The sequence below is a fragment of the Pseudomonas sp. TTU2014-080ASC genome, assembly GCF_001446935.1.
GTDB lineage: Bacteria > Pseudomonadota > Gammaproteobacteria > Pseudomonadales > Pseudomonadaceae > Aquipseudomonas.
This window is the reverse complement of the sequence record NZ_LKKK01000002.1, coordinates 313,378-330,492: the sequence shown is the minus strand read 5'-3', so window position 1 is coordinate 330,492 and position 17,115 is coordinate 313,378. Positions and strand designations below refer to the sequence as shown.

Genomic DNA, 17,115 nt, shown 5'->3' with positions numbered 1-17,115 from the left:
ATTAAAAATACAATACATATCAATAAGATATGAAAATAAAGCCACTCTAACTGATCAATAAACAACCAATCAGAGCCGGCAACTGCGCAACTTCTTGCGCAGTACTGTGCAAAAAGTTGCGCAGTTGATTTCAGCCCTCTATTTGCATTGCTTTCAGAAATCTATTCACAAACTTATCCACAGCCTGCTGCGCAAGAAGTTGCGCACTTTGACATTTCGCGACAAGGCTTGTCGGTATTCGGAGAAGATCACCTCAGGACCCGAAACAGCAGTTAGGCATCACTAGTCAGACAGAAAATTATCCACACCTTTGAGGAAAAGCCCTCAGTCGTTTTAAAAAATGCCTTTAGGTGGAAGACAGCGGAATACCTCCAGACGGGATCAATGGTCTCCTATCCGCCACAGGCAACTGCTACATTCCCCGGTCTGCCCGCTTTTTGGCAGGTGAATTCAGGAGGAATACCTATGCGTCTGTGTGTCTTTTGCGGCTCCAACCCTGGCAACGACCCGGTTTATCTGGAAGGTGCCAAGCGACTGGGCCGGGCTCTGGCTGAAGAGGAAATCGGACTGGTTTACGGCGGCTCCTCGGTCGGTCTGATGGGCGCTGTAGCGGATGCGGCACTGGAAGCTGGCGGTGAAGTAATCGGCATCATTCCCCGTTCGCTATGGGAGAAGGAAGTCGGCCATACCGGCCTCAATGATCTGCGCGTGGTGGACTCCATGCACCAGCGCAAAGCGCTGATGGCCGAACTCGCCGACGGTTTTATCGCCATGCCCGGCGGCGTCGGTACGCTGGAAGAGTTGTTCGAAGTCTGGACCTGGGCGCAATTGGGCCACCACCGCAAACCCTGCTCGCTGCTCAACATCAACGGCTACTACGATCAGCTCGGACTGTTCCTCAATCACATGGTCAACGAAGCCTTCGTCAAGCCGGAGCACCGCACCATGCTGATCGTGGAAAAACGCATCGATGCCCTGCTCGAAGCTATCCGTGCTTACCAGCCACCGCAGGTCAGCAAGTGGATCACGGCGGCCGAGCGTTAGTCGCTGACGCACCGGGTGGATCGCCCCTCTGCGCGTATCCACCCAATCAGGGAGATGAATATGGAACAGTTTAGCGGTGGCTGCCTCTGCGGCCGGGTTCGTTACGTTGCATCTGGCCGCCCCTTCCGGGTTGGCCTTTGTCATTGCCTCGACTGCCGCAAACACCACGGCGCACTGTTCCATGCATCGGCCATTTTCCCCGACAGCGCAGTCAGCATTACCGGCGAAACCCGCGACTATGCAGGCCGCTATTTCTGCCCGAACTGTGGATCATCGGTGTTTGGTCGGGTTGCTGATGAAGTCGAGATCAACCTAGGCTCGCTCGATGCGCCGGATCAGTTCCAGCCCACCTACGAGCTTTGGACGGTACGCCGCGAATCCTGGCTGCCACCGCTCCCACTGAAACATCACTACACCCATGACCGCGAGCAGACTGGCCGCTTTGAGGATTAGCTATTGTCATTGGCCTGTCATCAACTTCGGGTTGAATCAACGCGCCTGAAGGAGTAACTTCGGGCCTATTCAACGGAGATTTCCATGTCGTCGTCCACACTGTCCCTGTCGCCTGCCTGCCTCGATGCGTCCCGCATCGCGCTGTCGGCTGCCCGGTCAGATGTGCCTGCGACCGGTTATTTCTTTTATGGGTATTGGTTTAGCCACGAGCGCGCCTGATACCCCGCAGGCGCCCTGGCAAAAAGGGTCGCCACCAGACAGTTTCTCGAAACCCCCGGTCGGCCACCCGCCCGGGGGTTTGTTTTTTTCCGGCTGCATAACGGCCTTTTTTGAGGATCACACAATGAACACGTTCAACCGCTATGACGCTTATTACCGCTACGACTGGCGATTTACCAACGGCCTGAACTGCGGCCGCACACTGACGCGAACACCCCGACACCCCAGATAGAATGCCGAGCGCGGCCAAGCCGCCCGGCTAAGGAAAAGCACCATGTCCGTAGCCCTGCAAGCCAACATCGATACACGCATCAGCCCAGACCTGAACCTGGTCACCCTTGCCCCACGCCGCCAGACCACACGTCTGCCCAGCGCCTGCCAGTTGCGTGAACAACTGCCCCTGAGCGACGCCCTCGCCCTGCAAATTCAGCAACACCGCAACGCCGTACGTGACATTCTCGATGGCCGCGACTCACGCCTGTTAGTCGTCGTCGGCCCCTGCTCCCTGCACGATGAAAAAGCTGTTCTGGAATACGCCGAACGCCTCGCCGAGCTGAGCAAGCGCGTGGAAGACAAGCTTCTGCTGGTGATGCGCGCCTACGTGGAAAAACCGCGCACCACTGTCGGCTGGAAAGGCATGGTGTACGACCCGGCACTGGACGGATCAGGCGATATGGCCGAAGGCCTGCGCTGCTCCCGCCAGTTGATGCTGCGCATGCTCGAACTGGGCCTGCCGCTGGCCACAGAAATTCTGCAACCGCTGGTGGCCGGTTACTTCGATGACCTGCTGAGCTGGGCCGCAATCGGCGCCCGCACCAGCGAATCCCAAGTGCACCGCGAACTGGTCAGCGGCCTGGACATGCCTGTTGGCTTCAAGAATGGCACCGACGGCAGCCTGTCCATCGCCATCGACGCCATGCGCAGCGCCGCACACGCCCACCAGCACTTCGGCGTAGACACTGAAGGCCATCCGGCCCTGGTGCTGACTGAAGGCAACGCGGACAGCCATATCGTCCTGCGTGGCGGCCACAGCGGCCCGAACTACGATGCACAGAGCGTCGCAGCAGCCCGCGCCGAACTGGCCAAGCAGGGCATCGAAGCGAAGATCATGGTGGATTGCAGCCACGCCAACAGTGGCAAAAACCCGCTGCGCCAGCCCGAAGTGCTGAACAGCGTGATTGAGCAGCGCCTGGCCGGTGATAAAGCCCTGCGCGCAGTGATGATCGAAAGCCACCTGTTCGACGGCGCTCAGAGCCTCGGCGGCGAACTGCGCTACGGCGTATCCATCACCGATGCCTGTCTGGGCTGGGATGGCACTGAGCAGATGCTGCTGGAGGCAGCTGGGCGCTTGCGGGATTCACTGTAATCTCCCCTCGCTGATCCGTCCTCTTGCCAGGTTGACGGATCAGCGTCATGAACAGCATTTAAATGCCCATATTCAGCAACAAGCAGCCTCAACTGGCCAGATAGCACCACCTACCCTGCCTTACTGCCAAACCACCTGCGCAGCACATTCAGGGCGTCATCCAGCACCGGGACGCTGGCCAGCAGCACCAGCACGATGGCCAGCGGTACGGTGGAGATGTAGCCCATGTGCTTAAAGCCCAGCGCGCCAGTCACACCACCCAGGAAGAAGTAAAAGCCCAGCAAGCTGAGCAGCCACAGGCGGCGGTTGTCGGCGATAACGCGGGGTACTTCGTCGTTGCGGCTACGGTTCCAGTAAAACAGTTTGCCCAGTTCAATCCCCAGGTCGGTGACGATGCCGGTGATGTGGGTGGTACGGATTTCGGCGCGGGAAACCTTGGTGATCAGGGCGTTTTGCAGGCCCATGATGAAACACAGCAACAGCACCGTCAGCGGCACGTAGAAGCCGTCAATCTCTGCCAGGCGTGCACCGAGAAAGCCGAAGCACAGCAGCAGAGCTGCCTCCAGCATCAGCGGCCAGGCGTATTCGCTTTGCAGGCCACGACGCTGCGAGTAGTGGGTCATCAGTGAGGTGCAGACAGCCCCGAGCAAAAAGGCCAAGACTGCGCCCAAGCCCGCCCACACCAGCGTGTAATCACCGATAACAAGGTAGTCGGCCATACCGGAAACAATCCCGGTCATGTGCGAGGTGTATTGCTGAACCGCGAGAAAACCACCGGCATTGATCGCCCCGGCGATAAACGCCAGAACAACACCAAGATGGCGGTTGGCAATAGCTGTGCGGGTTTGGCCTGTAAGGCTGCGTGCATAACGAATGGGCATGATTCGCCTTGCTGTAATGCCACGACAACGGCGCAACACGCCTGTGGGCAAGCGCGTCCTGTCGGGATAAATAACGGGAAACCGGTCTGTATGCAGGGTGAACAGCCAATCAACCCTGACAACTGGACACTAACGTTACTCCATTACGCTCTGCTCAGCAGCTAGACATGCGGCTAACAGGCAGGACAAAAGCCACAGAAATGAAAAAGCCCCGGCGCATTGCGTGGACGCGCCGGGGCTTAAAGTCGCTTATTCAGCAGCGGCAGCGCGCTTCCAGCTCAGGCGGGCGGTGCGGGCTTCGCTGGTGCCCTCTTCGAGACGGGCTTCGAGGCGCAGGATCTCGCCATCGAACACAGCCTTGCGGTGCTGGCTGCCACCGACCCAGTTCGGGAAGATGCTGTAATTCACCTTGTGGGTGATGATGTCGCCGTTGACTTCATAGTCTCCGGCATAGGTCAGGTAGCTGCTGTAGGCGGCTGCTTTTTCAGCGTCTTCAGCGTTCCACTGACCACCGGTGGTGAAAGCCGGGCGGTCTTTCTTGGCGACGACGCAGAACATGCCGAAATCGCTGTATTCGATAAAGCCTTCCAGCTCGGTGCCCATCGGCAGCACTACGCGGCCGTCGTCGTACAGCTGTTCCCAGGCGAGGATGGACCAACGGCCCTTAATGGTGTCGCGGTTCATGTTCAGGCTCCTTGTTCAATCAGGAATTCAACCAGCAGGCGGGTGAATGCCTGGGCTTTTTCAATCTGTACCCAGTGGCCGCATTCGCCGAAGGCGTGCAGTTGGGCGTGCGGGATCAGGCGCAGCATGCGCTCGGACAGCTCCAGCGGGATCACTTTGTCGTCGCGGCCGTGGATCAGCAGGGTCTGGTGCGGCAGTGCGCGCAGGTCGTCTTCGGCCAGTGCGAGCATCTCAACGCCTTGCTGACGCGGTGCCGGGAACAGTTGGGCAAAACGGGTCTGCACGTCGTCACGGATGCTGGCTTCGTAGCGCATACGCACGAGATCATCGTTGATGATGCTGTGATCGTAGGCGAACACTTCCATCAGCTCGCGCATGGCTTCTAGCGATGGCTGATAGCCCCAGACCTTGTTCAGGCCGTCGGTGAGCGGGAACGACAGACCGGCTGCGCCCATCAGCACCAAACGCTGTACGCGCTGCGGGTGAGCTTTGGCGAAAGCCAGGGCAATCGCACCGCCGAAGGAGTTGCCGACGATGGAGACGCGCTCAATATTCAGCGCATCGAGCAGACCAACCAGGGACTGAACCCAGGTCGCCGGGTCGAGTTTCCACTCGGACGGGCAGCTGGTGTAGCCGAAGCCGAGCATGTCCGGCGCGATGATCCGGGCGCGCTGCGACAACGTCGGGATCACACCGCGCCAGTTGGCCCACGCGGTCACACCTGGACCGGAACCGTGGATCAGCAGGATGACATCACCTTCGCCCTGGTCGTGATAGTTAAGGGTGCATTCGCCAATCTGGATGCTTTTGGCGATTTCCGGGGATGCTGTAGTACTCATTGCTTAGCCTTGGCAGTTTGGGTGGTGGTAACAACTGGAGCGCGAACGCCTTGCTCAGCCAGACGCTTGAGGATTTGTCGGGCTTCTTCACGCTTATGATCGGGTAGCCAGGTGCGGTCGTGGCCCCACAGGCTCATGCCCTGCAGCTCCTCAACCTCCCAGTCCGGGCCGACCGTACGGCTGGCCCAGCCCAGCTCGAACATCCAGCCGTCAGGGTTTTTCAAGTAGAACGAGGTGACGTGGTCGTTGATGTGGCGACCGAGGGTCACGCCGATGGACTCCGGTTTTTCCAGCGCCATGTCATAGGCGCGGCCAACGTCGTCGAAATCGTTGTATTCGAGCATCAGGTGATAAATCTTCGCCGGCCCGCCCGTGTGCGCCAGACCGATAGTGTGGTGACGCGGGTTGCAGTGCAGGAACTCAACGCGGAACGGTGCCTGCGTATGGTCACTGACCTTGAAGCCGAAGATGTTGCGGTACAGATGGCTTAGCTCATCGAAGTGCTCAGTAATCAGTGCCACATGGCCGAGGCCCATGTCACCGGTGCGGAAGCCGCCAATCGGGCGGCCCGGCTGGAAAGGCTCCGTCGCATCGCCCAGACCATGGCAGACCTCAATACGCAGGCCGTCCGGATCACGGAAGTGGAACATGCCCTGCACGCCGCGCAGGCTCAGCTCTTCGGCTGTGCCTTCAGTGGTGGCGTAACCGGCCTCTTCCAGCTTGCCGCGCATGGAGCTCAGGGCGTCAGCGTCGGCCAGCTCGAAGCCCATGCCCATGCTGGCTTCACCGGCAACTTTAGTGACCAGCAGGCGCTGAATTTTTTCATCGGCCCGCAGGCGCACACACTGCCCGGCTGCTACCTCTTCAACATGCAGGCCAATGTGGTGACGAGCCTGTTCCATCCAGGCATCAAGATGCGGGGTTTCTACCACCACATAACTCAGTGCGTTGATCATTTGGGTTCTCCTTAAATCACCGCGTTATTGCGCGACCATGCCGCCGTCTACCGACAGCATGCTGCCGGTCACATAGGAAGCCTGATCAGAAAGCAGCCAGAGCACGGCGTCGGTGACTTCGCGGGGCTGGCCGATGCGGTGCATCGGCACGCCGTCGTCGTACATGTGGTCATCGCCACCGGTTACGCGGTCGTAGCTTGGGGTTTTGATCGGGCCGGGGCAGACGGCATTTACACGGATGCCATGACGGGCATAGTCCAGCGCCGCGGCTTTGGTGGCGCCGACGATGCCGTGCTTAGAGGCGATGTAGCAGGCCGTCTCGGCCATGCCTTTAAGGCCGAAAATGGAGGCGTTGTTGACGATCGCGCCACCACCGGTTTCGAGCATGGCGGCGGTTTCGTACTTCATCATGTACAGCACGCCCTTGAGGTTGATGTCGATCACCTCACTCAGGTCCACATCCGGTGTGACGTGGATCGGGTTAAAGGCACGCTGCAACCCGGCATTGTTAAAGGCCGCATCAAGGCGGCCATAGGTGCTCACAGCCAGCGCCACCAGCGCTTCGCAATCCTGCGGATTGGACACATCGGTGGCGCGGAATACGGCCTGGCCACCGGCTGCACGAATCTCGCGCAGCACGGCTTCGCCCGCTTCAGCGTTGCGGTTGCCAATCACCACGCGGGCACCACGCGCGGCCAGGGTCAGGCTGACATCACGGCCCATACCGCTTGCGCCACCGGTAACGATGACGACTTTGTCTTGCCACTCGCTGCTCTGGCTCATTTCAACTCCTCGTGGGTTTCAGGCGTTCAGGCGCGCGGTACGCGGCCGAAGATGCTTTCCAGCAGTTGACCGATGGCCAGCAGACGACGGTCGCTCCAAGCCGGGCCATCCAGTTCCATACCCACCGGCAGACCGCTGCGGTTGCCCAGGCCAATCGGCAGCTGGATACCCGGCAAACCGGCACTGGCCGACGGCTCGGTGTTCTGGATCAGGCGCTCGAAGTTGCTTGGCAGGTTCACCTCTTCGTTGGCCAGCGGCGCAACTACGCAGGTGGTCGGGAAGATCAGGGCTTCAACGTCGTACTGTTCAAAGAGGTCCTGATAGCGCTCGCGAATCGCCTGACGGCCGCTGTCACGAGCGGCTTCGTAGATCGGGGTCAGATCGACCAGCTCATCACCGGCCGGCATCTTGCGCGGCAGAACCCAGTTCTCGTAGATGTAACGGACATCCGGGCTGTGCAACTTCTCAGCGACTTGCTCGATGGTCATGTCATGACCGTACTCGCGCAGGTACTCGACCATGCAGTCGTAGGCTTCGTAGATCACCACGGGGAAGCCGACCGGCTCGTTGAGCGCATGCAGGCCGGCGTCTTCGATCTGCACCAGGGTCACACCGTGCAGGCGCAGTTTTTCCAGCGCAGCTTCGGCCAGCTCGCGGGTATCTTCATCCAGGTTGCGCCAGAACTCGCTCGGCACCCCCAGACGCAGGTTACTCAGGGTCACGGACGGCAGGGCGTACTCTTCAGTGATCAGACCGTCGAGCAGCGCCACGTCAGCCATGCACAAAGCCATCGGGCCGACGGTGTCGCGGCTGCGGGCAATCGGGATCACGCCACGGTCGCTGTAACGGCCCTGACTCGGACGCAGCGAGGCGCAGCCGTTAAGCGCCGGCGGAATACGCATGGAGCCGCCGGTGTCGGTGCCCAGTGCCGCCAGCGCCATACGTGCGCCCAGTGCCGCTGCGCTACCGGAGGACGAACCACCGGCAATGCGGGTGCTGTCATACGGGTTACGCACGCCGACATCACGGCCGGTATTGAACGCGCCGTTGTAGCCGGTCGCCCCAAAGGCCAGTTCGTGCATGTTGGTTTTGCCGAGGATGATCGCTCCGGCATCACGCAGCGCGCGTACGGTAGGTGCATCTTCAGTCGGGACAAACCCAGCAAACGCCGGTGAACCTGCGGTGCATTGCAGGCCTGCGGCGTGGATGTTGTCTTTGACCACAATCGGAATGCCGCTCAGCGGCTTCTGCGGCTCACCGGCTTTACGCGCAGCGTCAGCCGCCTGTGCAGCTTGCAGCGCACCAACGCCATCCAAGGTGACGTAGATGTTGAGGTCTTTGCCATCTTCGGAGCGCTCCAGGCAGGCGTGTACCAGCTCAACGCTGGTCAGCACGCCGTCACGGAAGGCAGCAACCGCCTCGGCGATGGTCAGGTCGCTCGGGGCGTGAGTTTCGGTCGAATCGAACATTTTCATCTCAATACTCCTCAACGCAGCCTCAGCGGATAAAGGCTTCGTCCTTGTTCTGTTCCGGGCTTGGGAAGGCGACCTTGCTGTGGCACAGGCCGAGGTCGAGCAGCACTTCGCACTGCTTGTAGGCGATCACACCGGGATTGAGCACCGGCACCGGCAGGTTGGCTGCCAGGTAAGCGTGGGACTGGTGCATGGTGGTGGAGCCGAGAACGATCACGTCCGCACCGTCTTCTTCGATGGCGCGCTTGGCCTGCTCCAGCAGCTTGGCGAAGACCACTTCTTCTTTGCCTTGCAGCAGAGCTTCGGTGTCCGGGCGCACATCAATCGAACGCACGGAAGCCAGACGCGACTCCAGGCCGTATTCCTTGATGGTTTTGCGGTACAGCGGGTACCAGCGCGGCCACATGGTCAGGATGCTGAATTTCTGGCCGAGCATGCAGGCGGTGTGGAACGCGGCAATGCCAGGAGCCAGTACCGGGATCGACAGGCGCGAGCGCAGCGCGGCGAGACCGGAGTCGCTGACGGTGTTGATGCACACTGCGTCGTAGCCTTCCTGTTCGGCCTTGATACCGGCTTCAATCACGGCCATTTCCATGATTGCCATGTCGTAGTAGCTGTCTGCCAGGGTCATCACCTGGCCTGCCCCAACAAAGCTCACGTCGATATCAGCGCGCACCAGTTCCGGCGGCAGTTGCGATTCCACCAGCGGACGGGTCGCCTCGCTCATCGGAACCGGGAAAATCATCTTGATACGTTTGCTCATTATTGGCTCCGGGGCTTACAGGCCCAGCTCCTGACGCGGACGGGTCAGGGTGTCGATCATTGCGTAGAGGATTTTCTCGGCGCATGGCATCAGGTCAGGGATATAGGTCGCCCCCATGCCGCCCAGGCCTTCGGCCACCGGCAGCGGTGCACCGGTTGCAGGCCACGGCCAGCCGATACGCGCAGTCGGTACGCCGTAACGGCGCAGAGCGGCACCGTCGGTTTGCCCGGCGAGCATGTCGGGCATGCCGTGTGGTCGCTGTTCGATGTGCTCCCAACCGCGTTTGCACGACTGGATGATCCAGTTCTCCGGGTCAGTGGTGCCGCCCGGTGCCGAGCCGTATTGCTCCCAGTCCAGATCCAGATCGGGGAAGCGCGCCTTGAGGTCTTCAACAAACTCAGCGAACTGCGCCTTAACGCTGGCCGGGCTGACACGCGGGTTAATCCGAACATCGAAGAAGATTTCCGTCACCGCACTGGGGAATGCCGGGCGCTCAACCTGACCGCCGCGCACACCGGCGATCCAGCCGTGGGGCTGAATCACGCCGCTGGTGTTGCGCTCGGTGTAATCCAGAATCCACTGCTGCAGTTCTTGAATCACAGTGGCAGCAGGTACCACCGAGCTGCGGAAGCCCGGAATGTTGTGCGGCACACCGGCATAGCCGAGGGTGCCTTTGACCTTAAGCTTGAACCAAGCCATGCCCGGCTCTTCGTGGTAAACCCAGTTCCACGGCTTCATGATGATGGCGAAGTCCGGATACATGCCACGGTTGAGCATGTGGATAACCCCGTTGGACATGCCGGCGTTACGCTCGCTGATGTCCACCGGCATGCCGCCGTCGGCCATGCCCAGCAGCAGATCCCCCTTGATCGGTACACCGGCCTCAATCAGCGCGGTGGCGACTTCAGTCAGGGTGGCGATCATGGCTTTGGGGTTGGACGAACCCAGACCGAAAACCCAGTCATCCACTTGCTGAGCGAACGGCTGCAGGTCAGCTTCCTGCCCATCACCGACGATGACTTCTTCGCCCGGTGTACGGTCCAAGTGCGTGTCGATCGGCGCGTACAGCAACAGCGTGGCACCGCCACCGCTGCCCTTGAACTCACCCAGCGCGTTGCCGGTGATGTCGTTCATTGGGTAGTAGCGCGACTTCATGCCGATGGACTGCATGTGCTGAGTCATAAACTCGCTGGCTTCGCGGGTCGCACCGGTGGGGCTGTGAATGTTGGTCAGGTTGAACAACAGTTCTTGCAAACGCTTAGGGTTCAGGCGCGCACGGGCCTGCTCATACCACTGGCTTTGTTCGGCACTAAACGGAAGCTGAGTCGTCGGTTTCATGGGCAGGTCCTCAGTTACTGGCAACAAACTGTTCGGCGAAGATGTTTTCCGGCTTCACACCCAGCTCGATCAAACGCTGAGTAGCGCCATCGATCATGGGCTGCGGGCCGCACAGGTAAGCGACCGTGTCCGGACTGGTGACATCGCCTTCGCGCAAGGCGCTGACCGGGTTGCCCAAGTGCATATCGCCAGTTGCACCGCGGTCTACACAAATGCGCGCCTCCAGAGTCGGCAGCCATTGCTTACGCAGCTCGATGTCTTCCAGGCAGAACAGCGCCTCAGGCACTGCACAGCCGAAGCTCAGCAGAATCGGCGGTTTGCGTCCGCCCAGTTGGCGCAGGGTATCGATCATCGACATGATTGGCGCAAGGCCAGTGCCGCCGGCGACAAAAATGTGCGGAGCACGCTTGTGTTCTTCACGCAGGAAGAACGCGCCATACGGGCCGCTGAGGGTCAGGACCTGATCCACATCGGCTTCGTTTTCAAGGTAATTGGACATCGCTCCGCCGGGCAGCAGACGGATCAGGAACTCCATCTTCGGCAGACTCACCTGAGTGCTGGACGGTGAATAACTGCGCAGCACGCCCAGTCCCGGCACCACGATCTGCATGAACTGCCCCGGGCGGAACTCCATCCACTCACCGTCCGCCAGTTCCAAAGTCACACGCATCACGTTGCTGGCAATACGCTCAACGGAGTCCACAAATGCGTGCACTTCATGGGCCGAGGTAGAGCCCACTTCGCTGCCGTAGGCCATGTTGAAGGTGCAGTCGCTGTTGGCTTGCGACACGCAGAGCAGCCGCTGTCCGGCTTCAAATTCACTGGCAATCAGTGATGAGCTCGCCCCCGCAATGGTGGCGGTTTCACCCTCGGCCAAATTACAGATACAGCTTGAGCAGCCCCCAGAGCGACACTGATACAGCACCGGCATTTCCGCAGCGATTGCGGCATCCAGAATGTTTGCGCCCTGGGCGACACTGAAGGTATGGGTTACGCCATCGGCGAAGTTCAGGGTGACTTTGTGTAGTTGCTCATTCATAACTGGGTTCCACCGAAAAACGGGACTTGCGTAGTGCAGGTACAGCCAAACAGAAGCGCACGGACTCAACGAGTCGGCAGCGCCCCGGAGGGGCCAGGCATGGATTCGATGTTAGGAAGGGCAACGCAGGGCCTGCGCTCCATTGGGAAACGTGGTTATCCCTAAAGCGCAATTACTTGCGCAAAATCGGCAGTCATCCGTGACTACCGTGAAACAGTGCGTGCTATCAGAGACCCGAAGCGCTCTCCAACGCGGCATAGCGGCCACGGTGAAACAGCAGCGGGGCAGCAGCACAATCGGCTTCCGTCACACGCAGCACACGGCCGACCAGGATCATGTGATCGCCGCCTTCGTAACGGTGCTCAACCAAACACTCGAAGCGCACGGGACAACCTTCCAGCAGTGGCAGTGCAGCAATCCCTTCGCACCAGTTAAGCCCGCCGAACTTGTCCTCCCCGGCCCGGCCGAAGCGGTTCGACCACTCTTGCTGATGCTCACCCAGCACATGCACAGCGAAATGTTCAGCTTCGGCAAACGCCGGATAGCTATAGGCCTTGCGGCCAATGCTCCAGAGCACCAGCGGCGGCTCCAACGAGACACTGTTAAAGCTGCTGGCAGTAACACCAATCGGCTGGCCAGCGGCATCCCGCGTGGTAACCACCGTGACGCCGGTGGCGAAGTGGCTGAGGGCCTGACGAAAAGCCTTGGGGTCAATCATTCACACACTCCTCAGAACACCACGGCATAGCTAAAGGACAGCCAGTGCTGGCCCATGTAGGGCGAGCTCACGGCATCCGGGCCATTGCCGTCGCCATCCACCTTGTCCTTAAAGGAACGGGCGTAGGCAAAGGACAACTCATTACCGCCATCCAAGCGATAGGTCGCACCCAAGGTCACATGCTGATGGTTAGCCGCTGGGGCCAGCATGCCCAGATAGCCGTCACGGCTGTCGAGCAGTTGGTTGGCGTCGTTGTAGCCCACGCGCAAGGTCAGATCCTGTGTCGCCTGATAGGCCACACCGAGGCGGTAGACCGTCTGATCACGCCAGCCGAAGCCTGGGCCATCGCTGTCGCCCGGTGCGCCGGTAGCACGGCTGACGCCGGGGTTGCCGAGGGATTTCACATCGCTCCAGAGAATGCGCTGCACATCGGCGGCTACGGTCCAGTCGCCTTTGGTGTAGCTCAGGCCGATCCCGTAGTTGGACGGCATATCCATGTCGCCGCCTTCAGCCAGCAGATTCTCGAAGCGCTTCATCTTGCCCATGTAGCCACGGGTGGCGTAACTCAGGCCCAGGGTCAGCTCATCCGTCAGCTTGCCCATATAACCCAAGCGCAGGCCAGCGCCGTAAGACTCATCACGGCCTTCGGGCAAGCCAATGCTGGCGGTGCCGTCGATATCCAGCTGCTGCCGGATCAGCATCACACCGATGCCATAGCTGTGACGCTCGTTGAGTTTGCGCGCATAGCTGACGGTGGCGACCATTTGCTGGAACTCCGAACCGGGACGCTCCAGACCACCGACATTACTGTCGCTGCCATAAGCCGTACCCACGCCGTTACCAACGATGGACACACCGATGCTGCTGACCTCATCCAGCATGCGGTTAGCACCGAGCTGAGGAATGATGTAGAGGTCGTTGTCTTCCACACCGCTGACGGTTTCCCCGGCGAACTCAATGCCATTATCCACCTGCAGCAAGGCCACACCGGCATCCACACGGGTGCCAACCCAGACCATGCCAGCCGGGTTCGACGCGCCCACCAGCGAGTCCTGCGGCAGCGCCAGCACCACGCCGCCCATACCTTCAGATTTCACCCCGTATCCGTGAGGAAAAGTGCCCTGAGTAGCCTGCGCCTGTTGCACTGAAAGGCCCAGCAACAGCGCCGTTACGCCTGCACCTGCGAGTTTGAAATTGACCATCTCACGCCTCCTTGGCCAGGGAAAAACTGGCGATAAAGCGCTCGGCTTCGGCCATGTCGTAGTACCAGGGCGTGAGACTCTGCGGATCGTCAAATGCGTTGGCCACAGTAGCTGCGATTGCCGGGTCAGCAGCGCAAGCAGCGAATACCCGCAGGGCCGAGTCAGGGGGCGGCAGCAGATGTGTATTGGTGAACTTGGTGACCCACTGCGCGTAATCCCAATAACGCTCGAAAGTGGCTTGTTTCCACGCATCATCAAAGCCATCCACACCCTGCTCGAGGATGCACTTCATGTAGACGTTGGCGCACTTACTGGCGTTGTTCGAACCCTGCCCGGTGACAGGGTCATTCAGCACCAGCACATCCGCCATGCCCAGCACGGTACGACCAGACGGCAGCACGCCAATCGGTTTACGCACAGTCGGGGTCAGACGGCCGACCAGAGTGCCGAGGTCATCAGTAAGACGCAGGTTTTCGCAGCGCGGCGCTTCCCACGGGAAGAACTCACGGATCAACTCCACGGCCAGCGCAAGGTGTTCTGCCGGAGTGGTGACTTCATCCCAACGGTCCATCGGGCCGCCTGGCACACACTCCAAGTTGATGATGTCGCCTGGCCCGGTATGGGTGATACAGGGGAAGTTGACGTACTCACCAATGCCCGGATTGATGCTGATGTTCAGCGCACTGAAATCCTTGCGCGGCAGCATGTCGTGTACATAAGTGAGAGAAATGGTGCGCAGCGGACGATCAAACACGCTGCGCTCGTTGTCACGTTCAAACAGCTTGCCGATCTCGCCTTTGCCGCTGGCCACGATCACCAGATCGCTGCTTTGTGCGTAACGCTCCAAGGCGTCGATATCGGCCTCTTCAATGAGCAGGTTGCCACCCTGACGCACAAATTCATCCATCCAGCGCGGCATCTTGATGCGCTGATCCACCGACTGCCCCGGCGCATGCATACGTGCGCGCCAATCCACCATCAGGCCCTGACTGTTACCGGCACGCATATGTACGCCATCGGTCGGTGGGCACACGTCATCCCACAGCGCCAGCCCCAGTTCACGCTCAAAACCCAACGCCATGTCGTACATCGACTGGCTGGACAGCACCCGGCCAGCGGCGATCTGCTCGCCGGTACGGTTGGAAATCAGATTGACGATATAACCCTGTTGCAGCAAACCAATGCCAAGCTGCAAACCCGCCTGCCCGGCACCAACGATTGTTATTGTTCTCACGAGGCTTCGCTCCATAGTGGTGGAACGGACGGCCCGATGTCGTCCGTGCAGCCAATGTGAAGCAAGGGGTGGCGGGACAATATTCAGATCATGCAGCGGCTATACGCAAAGTGCAGGAAATTGCGTGAAGCGCATTGAGGCGCAGGGTCCCCGCACTCTCCCCCTCGTGAGCAGCTACTGTGCAGCGCCCTAGAAACACGCGGTGGGAGATGCGCAGGCAAGAACGGCTTAAACGCAAAGCCAAATTGAGCGGGAGAAATTAATAAATTGACATATCGGTAAATTCCGATACATTGAGCCCATGGAATTACTCGACGTTTTTAAAGCCCTATCAAACCCTACCCGCCTTAAAATTTTGAAAGGTTTGAAGGACCCGGCCAATAACTTCCCCCCGCAGGATGAGGGAGACGTGCACACGGTCGGCGTTTGTGTAAGTAGCATTCAAGAAGGCGTCGGGCTCTCGCAGTCGACGGTTTCGGATTATCTTGCAACGCTGCAACGCGCCGGGTTGGTCGAAGTCAGACGTATTGGTCAGTGGACCTATTACAAACGTAACGAAGCAAACATCAGCGCCCTAGCCAAACTCATTGGCTCAGAGCTGTAGCGTTCAACCGCCCAACCGCTGTAACGACCGATCCTCTTTTTAACCCGCACAGGACCTTCAAACGACACAGACAAGTGAAGCTATTTTTCCACTTTATTATATCGATATTTCTCGATATCCCTTTTTATAGAAATAAGGATTTACCATGAAAGCGATGATTCTCAACTCATTCGGCGGCCCCGATTCGTTCGAACTGAGCGATGTACCAAGGCCCGTTCCGGGCGCGGGACAAGTGCTGGTCCAGGTTTATGCAACCTCTATCAACCCGCTGGATTATCAGGTCCGCCGTGGCGACTATGCGGACTTGGTAGCCCTGCCCACGATTAGCGGGCACGACGTATCAGGTGTGGTCGCTGAAGTTGGCCCGGGCGTTACGGCCTTCGCTCCCGGCGACGAAGTCTGGTACACGACACAGATATTTGACGGCTCAGGAAGTTATGCCGAGTACCACGTAGCATCACAAAACATCATCGGTAAAAAGCCATCCGCGTTGAGCCATCTCGAGGCGGCAAGTCTGAGCCTGGCCGGTGGAACAGCATGGGAGGCACTCACCGTACGGGCGTCGCTTAAAGTGGGCGAAAGCATTCTGATTCACGGCGGAGCAGGAGGCGTAGGCCATCTGGCCATCCAGTTGGCTAAGGCCATTGGTGCCCGGGTCTTTACGACTGTTCGTGAAACAAACTTTGAATTTGCACGCAGCATGGGTGCCGATGTCGTCATCGACTATGAGAAGGAAGACTACGTCGAGGCAATCAATCGGGAAACGGATGGGCGAGGCGTAGATGTGATCTTTGACACTATCGGCGGCGACACATTATCCCGCAGCCCCGATGCCCTCGCGCAACTCGGCCGGGTGGTCAGCATCGTAGACATTACCCAACCACAGAACCTGATTCAGGCTTGGGGTAAGAACGCCAGTTATCACTTCGTCTTCACCAGACAAAACCGCGGCAAGCTTGATGAGCTAAGCGTATTGATTGAACGTGGTCAGTTGCGCCCGCATGTCGGTGCCGTCTACTCACTTCAAGACCTTGGGCTCGCCCATGCACGCCTGGAAAGCCCAAACAACGGCCTCCGGGGAAAAATCGCGATTGCAGTCACGCCATCACAGCAACCCACAGCCGTTGCATCCACAGCAGGTGAACAGCATGGTTTATGAGATCGCTGTACTGCCCGTTTACAAAGAACAGATTGAAGCGTTCAGACGTGCGTTCGAACAAGTCACGCCGTTGCTCAGCCGAGCAAAGGGTTACGGCGGGCACATGCTGGCCCAGGGAATTGAAACCCCAGAACAATTCAACCTGATCGTGCGCTGGCAATCTCTGGAGGATCACACGCCGGGCTTCGAGGCGAGTGAGGACCATCAGATGTTCATGCTGGGCTTGGAGAAATACTTCTCACAAGAGCCGCAGGTCTATCACATCGAGGGAGCTGCCTTTGTTAAAAGCGACCCTGGATTCTAAGGGTTGCACAATGCACGGATTCATCGGGCCGGCTGACGCTTGCTTGCACGGCCCGAT

The 17,115-nt window shown here is 59.3% G+C and carries 19 protein-coding genes; 7 read left to right on the top strand and 12 right to left on the bottom strand.

Annotation, left to right across the window (positions count from 1 at the left end):
* Positions 1–465: 465 nt before the first annotated feature.
* From AO726_RS07065 to AO726_RS07055, 4 genes are all read left to right on the top strand, one after another.
* On the top strand, positions 466–1,044 hold the full coding sequence (locus AO726_RS07065) for an LOG family protein (protein WP_058067369.1): 579 nt from the start codon (positions 466–468) through the stop codon (positions 1,042–1,044).
* Positions 1,045–1,104: 60 nt separating this feature from the next.
* Positions 1,105–1,497 carry a GFA family protein gene (locus tag AO726_RS07060; RefSeq protein WP_058067368.1) on the top strand — a complete coding sequence of 131 codons (393 nt, stop codon included), beginning with the start codon at positions 1,105–1,107 and terminating at the stop codon, positions 1,495–1,497.
* Positions 1,498–1,581: 84 nt separating this feature from the next.
* Entirely contained in the window at positions 1,582–1,716 is a 135-nt protein-coding gene (locus AO726_RS21500) for a hypothetical protein (RefSeq protein WP_275044091.1), read from the top strand.
* 274 nt (positions 1,717–1,990) lie between these two features.
* On the top strand, positions 1,991–3,082 hold the full coding sequence (locus tag AO726_RS07055) for a 3-deoxy-7-phosphoheptulonate synthase (RefSeq protein ID WP_082629079.1): 1,092 nt from the start codon (positions 1,991–1,993) through the stop codon (positions 3,080–3,082).
* 110 nt (positions 3,083–3,192) lie between these two features.
* Here AO726_RS07055 and AO726_RS07050 read toward each other — a convergent pair whose 3' ends face one another.
* The 12 genes from AO726_RS07050 to AO726_RS06995 form a co-directional block, all read right to left on the bottom strand.
* Complete coding sequence (locus tag AO726_RS07050) at positions 3,193–3,963, bottom strand: YoaK family protein (protein WP_058067367.1); 771 nt, start codon at positions 3,961–3,963, stop codon at positions 3,193–3,195.
* A 249-nt stretch (positions 3,964–4,212) separates the two neighbouring features.
* Entirely contained in the window at positions 4,213–4,647 is a 435-nt protein-coding gene (locus AO726_RS07045; RefSeq protein ID WP_058067366.1) for a lipocalin-like domain-containing protein, read from the bottom strand.
* Positions 4,648–4,649: 2 nt separating this feature from the next.
* Complete coding sequence (locus AO726_RS07040; protein ID WP_058067365.1) at positions 4,650–5,486, bottom strand: alpha/beta fold hydrolase; 837 nt, start codon at positions 5,484–5,486, stop codon at positions 4,650–4,652.
* On the bottom strand, positions 5,483–6,442 hold the full coding sequence (locus AO726_RS07035) for a VOC family protein (RefSeq protein ID WP_058067364.1): 960 nt from the start codon (positions 6,440–6,442) through the stop codon (positions 5,483–5,485). Before AO726_RS07035 ends, AO726_RS07040 begins: the two co-directional genes overlap by 4 nt.
* Before the next feature lie 24 nt (positions 6,443–6,466).
* Complete coding sequence (locus AO726_RS07030) at positions 6,467–7,225, bottom strand: SDR family NAD(P)-dependent oxidoreductase (RefSeq protein ID WP_058067363.1); 759 nt, start codon at positions 7,223–7,225, stop codon at positions 6,467–6,469.
* Between the two features lie 26 nt (positions 7,226–7,251).
* Positions 7,252–8,700 carry an indoleacetamide hydrolase gene (gene iaaH, locus AO726_RS07025; RefSeq protein WP_058067362.1) on the bottom strand — a complete coding sequence of 483 codons (1,449 nt, stop codon included), beginning with the start codon at positions 8,698–8,700 and terminating at the stop codon, positions 7,252–7,254.
* 22 nt (positions 8,701–8,722) lie between these two features.
* Positions 8,723–9,460 carry an aspartate/glutamate racemase family protein gene (locus tag AO726_RS07020; protein WP_058067361.1) on the bottom strand — a complete coding sequence of 246 codons (738 nt, stop codon included), beginning with the start codon at positions 9,458–9,460 and terminating at the stop codon, positions 8,723–8,725.
* A gap of 15 nt (positions 9,461–9,475) precedes the next feature.
* Complete coding sequence (locus AO726_RS07015; protein WP_058067360.1) at positions 9,476–10,798, bottom strand: M20 family metallopeptidase; 1,323 nt, start codon at positions 10,796–10,798, stop codon at positions 9,476–9,478.
* A gap of 10 nt (positions 10,799–10,808) precedes the next feature.
* On the bottom strand, positions 10,809–11,837 hold the full coding sequence (locus AO726_RS07010; RefSeq protein ID WP_058067359.1) for a ring-hydroxylating dioxygenase ferredoxin reductase family protein: 1,029 nt from the start codon (positions 11,835–11,837) through the stop codon (positions 10,809–10,811).
* A gap of 226 nt (positions 11,838–12,063) precedes the next feature.
* The gene (locus AO726_RS07005; protein ID WP_058067358.1) at positions 12,064–12,555 is read right to left on the bottom strand and encodes a flavin reductase family protein; all 492 of its coding nucleotides are present in this window, start codon (positions 12,553–12,555) and stop codon (positions 12,064–12,066) included.
* Between the two features lie 11 nt (positions 12,556–12,566).
* The gene (locus AO726_RS07000) at positions 12,567–13,757 is read right to left on the bottom strand and encodes an OmpP1/FadL family transporter (RefSeq protein ID WP_058067357.1); all 1,191 of its coding nucleotides are present in this window, start codon (positions 13,755–13,757) and stop codon (positions 12,567–12,569) included.
* Position 13,758: 1 nt separating this feature from the next.
* Positions 13,759–14,991 carry a styrene monooxygenase/indole monooxygenase family protein gene (locus tag AO726_RS06995; RefSeq protein ID WP_177330543.1) on the bottom strand — a complete coding sequence of 411 codons (1,233 nt, stop codon included), beginning with the start codon at positions 14,989–14,991 and terminating at the stop codon, positions 13,759–13,761.
* A gap of 301 nt (positions 14,992–15,292) precedes the next feature.
* Here AO726_RS06995 and AO726_RS06990 point away from each other — a divergent pair, with 301 nt between their 5' ends.
* From AO726_RS06990 to AO726_RS06980, 3 genes are all read left to right on the top strand, one after another.
* Positions 15,293–15,595, top strand: a complete 303-nt coding sequence (locus AO726_RS06990; protein ID WP_058067355.1) for an ArsR/SmtB family transcription factor — start codon at positions 15,293–15,295, stop codon at positions 15,593–15,595.
* Between the two features lie 145 nt (positions 15,596–15,740).
* Positions 15,741–16,754, top strand: coding sequence for a zinc-dependent alcohol dehydrogenase family protein (locus AO726_RS06985; protein ID WP_058067354.1), 1,014 nt, complete (start codon positions 15,741–15,743; stop codon positions 16,752–16,754).
* Entirely contained in the window at positions 16,744–17,058 is a 315-nt protein-coding gene (locus tag AO726_RS06980) for an antibiotic biosynthesis monooxygenase family protein (RefSeq protein ID WP_058067353.1), read from the top strand. The genes AO726_RS06985 and AO726_RS06980 overlap by 11 nt, the downstream gene beginning before the upstream one ends.
* The last annotated feature ends 57 nt before the right edge of the window (positions 17,059–17,115 follow it).

Bases quoted from the DNA above. Each gene is read 5' to 3' on its own strand.
- AO726_RS07065 (WP_058067369.1), top strand. From the start codon at position 466: ATGCGTCTGTGTGTCTTTTGCGGCTCCAACCCTGGCAACGACCCGGTT.
- AO726_RS07060 (WP_058067368.1), top strand. From the start codon at position 1,105: ATGGAACAGTTTAGCGGTGGCTGCCTCTGCGGCCGGGTTCGTTACGTT.
- AO726_RS21500 (WP_275044091.1), top strand. From the start codon at position 1,582: ATGTCGTCGTCCACACTGTCCCTGTCGCCTGCCTGCCTCGATGCGTCC.
- AO726_RS07055 (WP_082629079.1), top strand. From the start codon at position 1,991: ATGTCCGTAGCCCTGCAAGCCAACATCGATACACGCATCAGCCCAGAC.
- AO726_RS07050 (WP_058067367.1), bottom strand. From the start codon at position 3,963: ATGCCCATTCGTTATGCACGCAGCCTTACAGGCCAAACCCGCACAGCT.
- AO726_RS07045 (WP_058067366.1), bottom strand. From the start codon at position 4,647: ATGAACCGCGACACCATTAAGGGCCGTTGGTCCATCCTCGCCTGGGAA.
- AO726_RS07040 (WP_058067365.1), bottom strand. From the start codon at position 5,486: ATGAGTACTACAGCATCCCCGGAAATCGCCAAAAGCATCCAGATTGGC.
- AO726_RS07035 (WP_058067364.1), bottom strand. From the start codon at position 6,442: ATGATCAACGCACTGAGTTATGTGGTGGTAGAAACCCCGCATCTTGAT.
- AO726_RS07030 (WP_058067363.1), bottom strand. From the start codon at position 7,225: ATGAGCCAGAGCAGCGAGTGGCAAGACAAAGTCGTCATCGTTACCGGT.
- iaaH (WP_058067362.1), bottom strand. From the start codon at position 8,700: ATGAAAATGTTCGATTCGACCGAAACTCACGCCCCGAGCGACCTGACC.
- AO726_RS07020 (WP_058067361.1), bottom strand. From the start codon at position 9,460: ATGAGCAAACGTATCAAGATGATTTTCCCGGTTCCGATGAGCGAGGCG.
- AO726_RS07015 (WP_058067360.1), bottom strand. From the start codon at position 10,798: ATGAAACCGACGACTCAGCTTCCGTTTAGTGCCGAACAAAGCCAGTGG.
- AO726_RS07010 (WP_058067359.1), bottom strand. From the start codon at position 11,837: ATGAATGAGCAACTACACAAAGTCACCCTGAACTTCGCCGATGGCGTA.
- AO726_RS07005 (WP_058067358.1), bottom strand. From the start codon at position 12,555: ATGATTGACCCCAAGGCTTTTCGTCAGGCCCTCAGCCACTTCGCCACC.
- AO726_RS07000 (WP_058067357.1), bottom strand. From the start codon at position 13,757: ATGGTCAATTTCAAACTCGCAGGTGCAGGCGTAACGGCGCTGTTGCTG.
- AO726_RS06990 (WP_058067355.1), top strand. From the start codon at position 15,293: ATGGAATTACTCGACGTTTTTAAAGCCCTATCAAACCCTACCCGCCTT.
- AO726_RS06985 (WP_058067354.1), top strand. From the start codon at position 15,741: ATGAAAGCGATGATTCTCAACTCATTCGGCGGCCCCGATTCGTTCGAA.
- AO726_RS06980 (WP_058067353.1), top strand. From the start codon at position 16,744: ATGGTTTATGAGATCGCTGTACTGCCCGTTTACAAAGAACAGATTGAA.